Genomic DNA, 10,297 nt, shown 5'->3' with positions numbered 1-10,297 from the left:
CATCATTTCCACAAGGTTACGAAAGCTCAAGTTGTACCGTAGGTACCATCTGACAGTAAGAAGAATAATATCGGGTTGATAATGTTTCCACTTGAATAAATTTTTCTTTTCCATACTGATCACGCCCTTTTTTAGAGTACTAGTATCAGTATGTCCAAGTTTACTAGATTTCTTGCACCAGAACCAAAAATGTACATTTTTTTGTTTTGAGGTATTATAAAATTCTTAAGTTGATAGATATGTATGGTGACCCCTATATAAACAAAGGCGAAGTCTTCAAAGAGACTCCGCCTTTTCAACATACAATGAACTTCAACAATTACTAGCTACTTCCTAAACATTGTTCTTTATTCACCAACCTGTTTATGCTTTTTTTAAACTTTGCAACAGAACCTCTCTATCAAATGATTTTTGCACCAGAACCCAATTTTATAAATACAAGTGGTTTTGGGCTCAATATAAGAGGTAAATGCAATTTAAATCGTGATAAGTTTCCTTCTACATCCATTTCATAAGCAACTAACATATTCACTTCTGATTGGATAATGTTCCACTTTGCTGTAAACATATCGTAATGATGATGTTTCATCTCTATCTCTATATCAAGTGATTCCCACTTTAGATATAAGGTATTATTTTGTTTGTACACTTCTATTTTTCCATATGCAGGATGGTCAAATCCTCCTGTATAATCATTTAATTCATGTGTAAGAGTTGTCTGCTTTACTTGTGGAAAAGGTTTATTTAATTCTTTCATCTGTTCTTCAATTTTAGCCGTATCTTCTACAGCTCGTTTCTGCCAATCGATTGCATCTAATCCAAGTAATTCATCATAAATTTGATATGAAAGGTAAGAAGGTAATGACGTGCCTTCAGAGTTTGTTAATATAACAAGCCCCATATTTTCTTGTGGTATAAAGGATACGAGCGCTGAGAAACCATCGGTATTCCCGCCGTGATGAACTACTTTATAACCACGATATGCACTAATAAACCAGCCAAGTCCATAGCAATTTAATATTGATTCTGGCATAGCTAAAATTGGATCATCGGGAATTTGAATATGTGGTTCATACATTTGCTGTAACATGTCTGGTGCAATTAATTCATGTTCGCCCACTTTTCCTTGATTTAAGTGGAATAACACCCATTTTGCCATATCTTCTATATTTGAGTTAATACATCCAGCAGCGCCTACTATATCGACATTACAAAACGGTACTTCGACTATTTTTCCGTTTTTTTCAATATACGGAAGTGCGTGATCATCTACTTTTTGCGAAGTGATGACTGAGAAGTTTGTATGTTCCATATGAAGAGGTTGCAGAATATGTTCGGTTACATATTGTTCCCATGTTTGATGTGTAATTTGTTCTATCATATAGCTAATTGTCGTATACATTAAGTTATTGTATAAATGGGTTGTACGAAACGGTGCATCTAGCTCCAAATATCGAGTTTTTTCCACGACATCTTTTCGGTTTAATAAAGGTCCATGCCATAGTAGCTCGTGGTCACCAACACCGGAACGATGAGAGGCTAAATCACGAGCCGTAATTTGTAAGCTTACTAGCGGATCACATAGTGAAAAATTTGGAATATATGTTTGAACAGGTGTGTCCCAATTAAACTTTTGCTGCTGAGCAAGTAAGCTTAGAGAGAGTGTACCAAACGCTTTGGTAGCTGAACCAATCGCAAATAGTGTATTTGGTGTAACGTTTTTTTTATTTCCAATGTCACGGTATCCAAAGCCTTCAGAAAGAATAATTTCCCCAGCTTTTATAATTGCGACTGCTACCCCTGGAACGTTTAAATTTTCCATCATTTTTTCTGTACATTCACGCAAACGGTTTCTAAGAGAGGGTTTCATCTTTTGCATACATTTCAGCCTCCTACATCCATTTTTTTACATCTTCGTATTATTTAGATATCAAGAAGAAGAAAACCTTGTTGTTCACAAAGACGCCATAATTTTTTAGGTTCTGGTGCAAATACTTAGGAAAGATATAAAGAGGCAAAAAGTTTCCTAGTGGAATCTAGTCTTAAGCAGAAATTTCAAATAGTTGATGGATGAAATTCACTTGATTTTGGACAGACTTATCCAGTAAAACAAGTTTCTGTTTTTTACCATATGCATAGCTTCTATTCCAAAAATAATTGTATGTAGCTGTGCGAAAGGATTTCAATCCTAACATCAAACGAACTCGCTTTTTAATAAACCGATGATCTTGTTCCACTATGTTATTGAGATATTTCACTTGCCTTAGTTGGATGCCTAATGGCATCTTTTTTTCTTTTCTCAATTCTTCAACTACTATAGGATAGGCTGGATTTTTATCGACCGTCACGACACAAGGCTCAGAAATATGAAAAAACTGCAAAGCTTTCTTGCTTTGCTTAGATAAAAATCAATGGTATTCCCTTTAGAATCGACTGCGCGATATAAATACATCCATTGACCTTTTACTTTCACATATGTTTCATCGACTCTCCAGGAGTCATTTGTTGTCTTAAGATGACGTCGTACTCTTTCGTCTAATTCAGGTCCATATTGATGCACCCAAGCATAATCGTTGTATGAGAAATGGATAAGCCTCGTTCCTCCATCATTTTCACCAGATCACGAAAACTGAGGTTGTACCGTAGGTACAATCTTATCGTTAACAAAATAATATCAGGCTGATAATGCTTCCATTTGAATACATTTTCTTTTTCCATACCAATCACGCACCTTATTTAGATTAGTAGTATCAGTATGTCAAAGATTTTTAGATTTATTGCAATTGCCCTGAAATTTTTGCACCAGAACCTAAAATCTTTTCTTGTATCTTCATAAAATCAATTTTTAAAAATTTCTATTTCCTGGATAAAATTCTAAATTATGATATTCTTTTAGTTTGTTATAACGTATAATCTTACATATCATTAAATTCATTTTAAAGGAGATAAAGAAATTGTTTAAAAAATTCGGTATAGGAGTATTTTCTACAGCAATTGTATTAAGTGCCAGTATAGGTTTTTCAGGTATTGTATCAGCAGATAGTCCATCCTTAAAGGAAAAGGAGAAATCTTATATTTTAAATATGGATTTTGACCAAAATTCAAGTTTAGAACCTCTTAAACCATGGGGAAATATAAAATACAATATTGAAGATCATGCAGGAGTAAATAATTCTAAAGGACTTCATATAAACGCATCATATGGTTCAGCATTGTTTGGATCCATAACTTTGAAACCTAATACTACATACATACTGTCTACATCTGGAAAAGTAAATACTCCTAGTTCAGAAGTATGGGTATCAGTAAATGTTAATGGAAGCGGCATAGCTAGTTTGGGATTTAATTCCTCACAGTATGAGCAAAAATCGTTTGAATTTACTACTCCAAACTCTATTAATTCAAGTGAATTCTACATTTATCATCTTGCTGGGTTCAACTTTGATGTCAATCTTGATGATATCGTACTAGTTGAAAATATCGAACTTGATGACACAACTTCACCTGTTACAACCGATAACGCACCAACAGATTGGGTGAATAAAGATGTTACCGTTGACTTAACTGCAACTGATAATGATGGGGGTTCTGGTGTTGCTTCCACCTATTATCAACTAGATAATGGTTCCACACAGAGTGGAGATACAATCCAGATTTCTGATGAAGGTGTCCACACTCTAACCTATTGGAGCGTAGACAACGCCGGAAATGTAGAGACACAACATACCGCTACTGTAAAAATTGACAAAACGGTACCTGTTACAACCGATAATGCACCAACAGATTGGGTGAATAAAGATGTTACTGTTGACTTAACTGCAACTGATAATGCTGGCGGATCTGGTGTCGCTTCCACCTATTATCAACTAGATAATGGTTCCACACAGAGTGGAAATGAAATCAAGATTTCTGATGAAGGTGTCCATACTCTAACTTATTGGAGCGTAGACAACGCTGGAAATACTGAACAATTTCATACAAAAACAATTAAACTAGATAAGACAGCTCCTGTGCTAAACATCAGTTTAGACAAAACAACAATATGGCCGCCTAATCATAAAATGGTTCCGATTACAGCTACAATTAATGCTTCTGATGATACATCAGGAATCAATTCAGTAGTGTTAACATCCATTACCAGCAATGAAACACTTCAATCTGATGATATTCAGAATGCAAATTATAATAAACCTATTAGTAGGTCCACTGACTCCTTTAGTCTTCGTGCAGATAGACTGGGAAGTGGAAATGGACGTATATATACTGTGACATACACTGCTATGGACAACACAGGGAATATTACAACCAAAACAGTTACTGTAACGGTTCCTCATGATCAATCAAAAAAAATAAGTAGAGGTACCGCCAGCATTTTTGAAAAAAAACACACTAAGTAAAAAGTACAATGAGCTGTCCATATGGACAGCTTATTTACATAAAATTCGTTATCAGCAGCTTATTTTACCTAAAGTAACGTTTTACAAAAAATTGCACTGCTCAAAATTGTATAAAAATCTGTATATAGTTCTTCATGGTTAAATTGAACACAAAAAGTTCTACCGGATCTAAACGGCTAATCTTTTTGTCTATCTTAATAAGATAATCAAACCACTTTTACGAACATAACCTCTTTAAGAGTTAATTATCGCATACCTTGTTCTTTTCGCTGAAAAAAAAATTACGTACTTCATTAACAGTCAAGCCCATTCTCTTGGCATCGAGAATTAACTCTTGCCATTCTAAATCAATAAAATCCGGTTCTTGCTCTTGATCTTTAACTTCTTTTTCAACTTGATTTTCCATCTAATCCCCCGTTTCACCGGTAACCCAGCCATCATAATGAAAATATCATGTTTATCACTTTAGATCTGGAGCTTTGCGTCCTTATCTTTCGATAAGTTTTCCTTTATCGATCATATACCTTCTATTTATCTTTACATAACCACTTGTTGATATTATACAAAGAACCTAAACTTACTTACAATAGAAAAACAGGAAAAAAATCCTATTTTTCTATTGTAAGCACTTGCATAAAAAATGCTTAAACAGATGTAGGAAATACTTATTATTTATTTTCTTTTTCAGTTTTTTTTAACTCCAAAAACGCTTTAAATTCTTCTTTCGAAATATCAGCCTTCTGTAATTCTTCAAATAACAAAATCCAATCCTTATCTAATTTTATGTTCTTCACCTGTATCCTCCGGAAATTTTAATTCATATCATAATATATTTTATCAAATTAACATCCCTACAATATAGAAATATATCAGTTCAACTTAATTTCTCGACATGACGATATAATATAGTTAACATGGTTCTGCTGCAAAGTTTTCTAAAATTTTTCATTTAATCCTTTTATTAGGAGAACCAATCTGATATAATGTACTTAAGTGGAAATTTATTTTTATTCTCCAAGGCGTTCTGTTGCATCCAGAGCGCTTTTTTATTTTGTTGATGCGTTATACGCATCGTAATGACCGAGAACGTTGCAGTGTGGGGATGCAACATGCATTTAGGTGTCGGTGTGTTGTCCTCGATTATTACGACAGGTACAGCCCTGTCTCATCGTGTGAGGTCCTGAAGTTCTAATACACAGCGTTAATATTCATCATTCCAGCGTTTTACTTCTGCTACATTCCCGTCTATATCAGCGGAATTTTCTCTTTTCGCACAGTCATACATGCAATCGTGAAATCGTTTGATACGCTCGTTATTTCTCATTTTTCTTCCTCCTTAGTCAATCGTTTTATTGGTTTATCTAAGAAGTAGACCGTAAGACTGAAAGTACAGATTATAAATGTTGTAATTGTATCTCCATCCATCAAGATACCTCCTTGTTTTCTTCTCTCTTAAGTCGATCTATGATGTACGTTTGACCCTTTGCTGTTACGTAAGGTGTTAGCCATGTGAAGTTTTCACCATCTGGTTTTTCTTTTACGCCTTGCACAACTTCGAAGTAACCACTATCTATTGCTTTTTGAGTTGGTTCATTTTTATTTTTGAAGATAAATCCCCACTCACGAAGCGTAGTGAACAATCTTTTTTTCCCTGTTTTGATACCATGCTTTGCTGCTAGTTTAGCGACTTCGCTCACCTTCAAAGATTTATCAGACTGCATACAAGCTTCTGCTAATGTTACAAGCGGCTCTTGTTGGGGTCCCGTCAGAAAAATGCGGATTTACAACGCTAAGCCCATTTTGGAGTACAGTCGAGATACGTATAAAAATAGGTTATAGGATTACTTTTATTTCCAATATAATTTAAAATTGAATTTTTTATCTATAATTACACAATTGAAACGAAGTGTTTTCAGTAACTAACCAATGGATAATTAGGGTTAACCCATAGTAGACAACTCCAGGGTTTTCATTGTAAATAAAATAAAGTTATCAATTTGTTGTACCGAAACAGGCGCCAGCACTGCTGCAATCAAACAAATGAAAGCGCTGAAATAAACACTTTTTTCCCAAACGTATCGCTCCTATATATAGATTTCTATATTAACACACGAAAATTTTATCACAAATGATGACATAAAAGTTAAAAAAAGTAAGATTTATTTAAAAAATATAAACCAACAATACCGTGACTGTAGCTATCATCCAAACATCCTTGTACATCTTATTTTTCATACGTTCTGATTTCAATACTCATCCTGTTAGCAACATGTCAAAATCAACTTGGGGTAGCACGCACATTTTTAACGTTTTTATACGCTAGGAGAATCTCAAAACTCAATATTGCTAATTTCAATTGAGATAAGTTTTGATAAACATTTAGTGGGTTTCCTATAACATTTTAAGATGAAATCATTCAGTCTCAAATACCATCGTTTTTGGGAATTGGTGAATACCTTAGAGTAGTAAAATCAACGTTTTCTCATGTCTAATTTTACTTAGCGTATATTTTCGTTAAAATGTTGGCGATACGCCTAGACATACAAAAACACCATCCTTTCCTATGATTCTACAGAAAGAATAGCGTATTTTTTCATTCTAGGGGGTATTTTGTTTTGTTAGATTGATTAGCGATGTGGTGCTACTCCAAAATGACATCATGAGCCACCTGGGGAGTATGTAAGTATCACGATGAAACTTCTAATAAAAATGAAAACAGCATATTTAATCACTGCGGATTAAGTATGCTGTAGTGCTTGTCTATCTAATTCTCTCCATTAAATTAAAATACTTGTTTTTAGAATGTTTATTTGAATAAGGATTTAATATACTCAATCCCCATTAAAAATAGAGTTTTTGACAATAACGTAATCTACGTGACGAATGGAGTCTAAAGTGGTTCCACCAGCATATGAAATAGAAGATTGAAGATCTTGTTCCATTTCAGTTAACGTATCTTGTAAGGAACCTTTATGCTCAACGTATATTTTCTTACCTTCTACGTTCTTCTTTTCACCTTTTTGATATTCAGAAGCAGAGCCAAAATATTCTTTAACAAAATTTCCATCTTTTTCAATGGTTTCTCCTGGTGATTCTTCATGCCCGGCAAATAAGGAGCCGATCATGACCATCGATGCACCGAAACGGATTGATTTGGCTATATCGCCGTGCGTTCGTATTCCTCCATCAGCAATAATCGGTTTACTTGCTGCTTTTGCACACCAACGAAGTGCTGCTAACTGCCAGCCCCCAGTCCCAAATCCCGTTTTAATTTTTGTGATACATACTTTACCAGGACCAATCCCAACTTTTGTCGCATCAGCACCAGCATTCTCAAGTTCTCGCACAGCTTCAGGAGTACCAACATTACCAGCAATGACAAAGCTCTCAGGTAGGTGTTTTTTAATATGCTGAATCATATTAATGACAGCATTTGAATGACCATGTGCAATGTCAATCGTTATGAATTCAGGGGTAAGCTCTGACTTTGCAAGCTCTTCAATGAATTGATATTCTTCTTCTTTTACTCCAACACTAATTGAAGCGTAGAAACCTTTTGCCTGCATATTCTCTACAAATGACATTCGTTTTTCTGGCTCAAAGCGGTGCATTATATAAAAATAATTATTTTCAGCAAGATAAAGGGCTATCTTTTCATTAATGATTGTTTGCATATTGGCTGGCACAACAGGAAGTTTAAATTGACGACCTCCTAGAGTTACAGTAGTATCACACTCAGAACGGCTGTTAACTAAACATTTAGTAGGGATTAGCTGAATATCTTCATAATCAAATACATTTTCCATGATATACACTCCTAAAAGAATAATTTTAATAGTAATTTTCGTCAAAATCTTAAAGTAACAAAAAAAACCTAACTACAAATGGGTAGGGTATTCCCACCCATTCGTAGTTAGGTTTTTTGGCACCTAGTAGAAACTCTTAGACCATATTTCTAAGAATATACGAATGATGTTAAATAATTTAGTTAATCACAAATTTGATTATACACGAACTTTTTTTGCATGTAAACGTTTATTATTCGTATTTTCACCGAAATTAAAAAGGAATTCGAACATTATCATAAAAAAAATGGTTTTATTAAAAAGAGGGAAAATTCATTCAATTCATTAAATCATTTTTTATTTTAGGATGTTTTCGTATATATTGTTGCTATTTAAGAATGCGTAAATTGATTACAACTCCAGGATGCTCCCTTTCCGTGAGGCGTGAGCTAAGCCTCCTCGACAAGATATAAGGTGAAAAATAGTATCAATAAACATATCGAAATTTTTAGTGTTTTCATGTCATTTCCTCTGTTTAAGATTATGTTTATTCATTTTCCAAAAAATATACAAAAATTCCTGATAAATCTCCAAATGAGGAAAATTTCCTTTTGAATAAACATTCCTTTTTATAAAAAAATCTGTTTAAAATTCTTTAATCAAAAAGGAGTCCAGCCAACCAAATGACATAAAACTCACGATAATACATTTTTTGGAAGTGAAAAATCTGATTTTTGTACGTTAAGGATTGTAACTAAAATGAAAGTTTATGTTACAAATCGAACAACTAAGGATGAATCCTAAATTCATTTACAACTAATATGAAATATTTTTTCTTAATCCCCCTTTTCGGGGGATGGGCAAAAATATCCTATTTAAAAATTTTCTTGTTGATGTTACTAGTGGAACAGTTAAGAAGAGCTTGTGGCCGTAAGTTTTTAAAGAGGGTGCATCCAAAACGGGTGATTTTTTCTTTGTTATATAAATTTTACACAATAAATGTGAGTTTTAACAAAGCGAACAATTAAAAATATAGTCCTTCTATTAATTCATAATCAAAATGTTTTAAACAAACATTTGTTCAAATTTTCCATAATAAATTTTTTCATCCTATAAGTAAAAAAGAGATAAGAAAACTTTTTAGTTCATTATTTCTTTTCAAATATGTAGTTTATATCCCATATAAATTTACCATATATTTCATACAGATTGCTCTTCAAAAAATTACAACTTATATTTCATGAAAAAATATACAATTTTAAACCTTTCAAGAATTCATGATCAAATTATCAGCGTCCTACATATGTTTAAAAATTATAGTTAGATATAATAATACTTTCATTTTCCTTTAATAGATTATATAATAAATAAAAATATAGGTTTTTAGGTAAGAATGCTCCATTCTTCTCTATTTACCTATACTTATATTTTTACTAATTTATTATGATATCGATGTTGATTTAAAGTAAATTAATCAAAGTATCGAATCAACTGCTTTTTTATTTTGCATAAAAAAAAGAACCTAGATTAGGGAGTCTAGGTTCATCTAAAGGAAAACTACAGTTAAATAAGATTATCGCATCTAAATAATACAATATAAATAAAATATATGCAAGAGTTTATCGTAAGGAGGAGTTAAGATAAATTATCTCCTATTAATATAGAGGTGATGTGACGTGAAACAAAAACACGAGTTAGCACAAGAATATTACATGCAAGGTATGAAGTATAAGGGGTCACGTCACATCGCCTTCAAGCTAATATTTTGAAGTGCCTCCAAAATAAAAATTTCCTTTTTCTACAGTTAGTTATTTGAGAAGTCAGCTTTTTTTCGTTTTTGGGGCGTTTACTTTTCTTAAGTTGATTGGCATGGGATGGTACCCCTAGTAGAACAAGATCATCGTTTTATTAAGAAAAGAGTACGCTCTATGCTGGGATTCAAAACGTATGAAACTGCTACTTCAATAGTACGTGGCATTGAAGCCATGCATATGATGAAAAAAGGGCAGACTTCACCAAGGGGTGAAGTCTGCCCAAAATCGAAAAGAATTCATTGATAAACTGTTTGGCATTGCAGCATAATCCGTAAGTTAATAGGAAATTCATGTCCTATGT

General features: G+C 33.3%; 6 protein-coding genes, 5 pseudogenes and 2 riboswitches. Of the genes and pseudogenes, 3 read left to right on the top strand and 8 right to left on the bottom strand.

All coding sequences use genetic code 11. The features are described 5' to 3' along the window. Positions 1 to 114 (bottom strand): annotated as a pseudogene (locus ACFQZ1_RS10205) (IS6 family transposase); the annotation flags it as partial. A 139-nt stretch (positions 115 to 253) separates the two neighbouring features. Here ACFQZ1_RS10205 and ACFQZ1_RS10200 point away from each other — a divergent pair. Beyond that, a pseudogene (locus ACFQZ1_RS10200) lies at positions 254 to 337 on the top strand (IS6 family transposase); the annotation flags it as partial. Between the two features lie 63 nt (positions 338 to 400). Here the strand turns inward: ACFQZ1_RS10200 and ACFQZ1_RS10195 are convergent. Together ACFQZ1_RS10195 and ACFQZ1_RS10190 are read right to left on the bottom strand one after the other, a co-directional pair. Beyond that, on the bottom strand, positions 401 to 1,879 hold the full coding sequence (locus tag ACFQZ1_RS10195) for a serine hydrolase (RefSeq protein ID WP_377882061.1): 1,479 nt from the start codon (positions 1,877 to 1,879) through the stop codon (positions 401 to 403). A 163-nt stretch (positions 1,880 to 2,042) separates the two neighbouring features. Next, positions 2,043 to 2,718: pseudogene (locus ACFQZ1_RS10190) on the bottom strand (IS6 family transposase). Positions 2,719 to 2,954: 236 nt separating this feature from the next. Between ACFQZ1_RS10190 and ACFQZ1_RS10185 the strand changes: the two are divergent. After that, entirely contained in the window at positions 2,955 to 4,397 is a 1,443-nt protein-coding gene (locus ACFQZ1_RS10185) for an OmpL47-type beta-barrel domain-containing protein (protein WP_377882059.1), read from the top strand. 241 nt (positions 4,398 to 4,638) lie between these two features. On the opposite strand, the gene ACFQZ1_RS10180 is transcribed toward ACFQZ1_RS10185, so the two are convergent. The 5 genes and pseudogenes from ACFQZ1_RS10180 to guaC form a co-directional block, all read right to left on the bottom strand. Then, positions 4,639 to 4,803 carry an anti-repressor SinI family protein gene (locus ACFQZ1_RS10180; protein WP_377882057.1) on the bottom strand — a complete coding sequence of 55 codons (165 nt, stop codon included), beginning with the start codon at positions 4,801 to 4,803 and terminating at the stop codon, positions 4,639 to 4,641. 15 nt (positions 4,804 to 4,818) lie between these two features. After that, a riboswitch (cyclic di-GMP riboswitch) is annotated at positions 4,819 to 4,915 on the bottom strand. A gap of 150 nt (positions 4,916 to 5,065) precedes the next feature. Next, on the bottom strand, positions 5,066 to 5,191 hold the full coding sequence (locus tag ACFQZ1_RS10175) for a hypothetical protein (protein ID WP_377882055.1): 126 nt from the start codon (positions 5,189 to 5,191) through the stop codon (positions 5,066 to 5,068). 407 nt (positions 5,192 to 5,598) lie between these two features. Next, positions 5,599 to 5,721, bottom strand: coding sequence for a hypothetical protein (locus ACFQZ1_RS10170; protein ID WP_377882052.1), 123 nt, complete (start codon positions 5,719 to 5,721; stop codon positions 5,599 to 5,601). A gap of 100 nt (positions 5,722 to 5,821) precedes the next feature. Next, a pseudogene (locus ACFQZ1_RS10165) lies at positions 5,822 to 6,154 on the bottom strand (phage antirepressor KilAC domain-containing protein); the annotation flags it as partial. A gap of 1,074 nt (positions 6,155 to 7,228) precedes the next feature. Next, the gene (gene guaC / locus ACFQZ1_RS10160) at positions 7,229 to 8,203 is read right to left on the bottom strand and encodes a GMP reductase (RefSeq protein WP_377882050.1); all 975 of its coding nucleotides are present in this window, start codon (positions 8,201 to 8,203) and stop codon (positions 7,229 to 7,231) included. Positions 8,204 to 8,287: 84 nt separating this feature from the next. Further along, positions 8,288 to 8,386, bottom strand: a riboswitch (purine riboswitch). 1,679 nt (positions 8,387 to 10,065) lie between these two features. On the opposite strand from guaC, the pseudogene ACFQZ1_RS10155 reads away from it, so the two are divergent. Beyond that, a pseudogene (locus ACFQZ1_RS10155) lies at positions 10,066 to 10,264 on the top strand (DDE-type integrase/transposase/recombinase); the annotation flags it as partial. Positions 10,265 to 10,297 lie beyond the last annotated feature (33 nt).

Source organism: Bacillus sp. CGMCC 1.60114, assembly GCF_042676365.1.
In the GTDB taxonomy this organism is placed as follows: domain Bacteria; phylum Bacillota; class Bacilli; order Bacillales; family Bacillaceae_G; genus Bacillus_A; species Bacillus_A rhizoplanae_A.
This window is presented reverse-complemented; position numbering and strand designations above follow the sequence as displayed.

What these genes read in the sequence shown, in the direction of transcription:
- ACFQZ1_RS10195 (WP_377882061.1), bottom strand. Translation starts at nt 1,879, where the DNA reads ATGCAAAAGATGAAACCCTCTCTTAGAAACCGTTTGCGTGAATGTACA.
- ACFQZ1_RS10180 (WP_377882057.1), bottom strand. Translation starts at nt 4,803, where the DNA reads ATGGAAAATCAAGTTGAAAAAGAAGTTAAAGATCAAGAGCAAGAACCG.
- ACFQZ1_RS10170 (WP_377882052.1), bottom strand. Translation starts at nt 5,721, where the DNA reads ATGAGAAATAACGAGCGTATCAAACGATTTCACGATTGCATGTATGAC.
- guaC (WP_377882050.1), bottom strand. Translation starts at nt 8,203, where the DNA reads ATGGAAAATGTATTTGATTATGAAGATATTCAGCTAATCCCTACTAAA.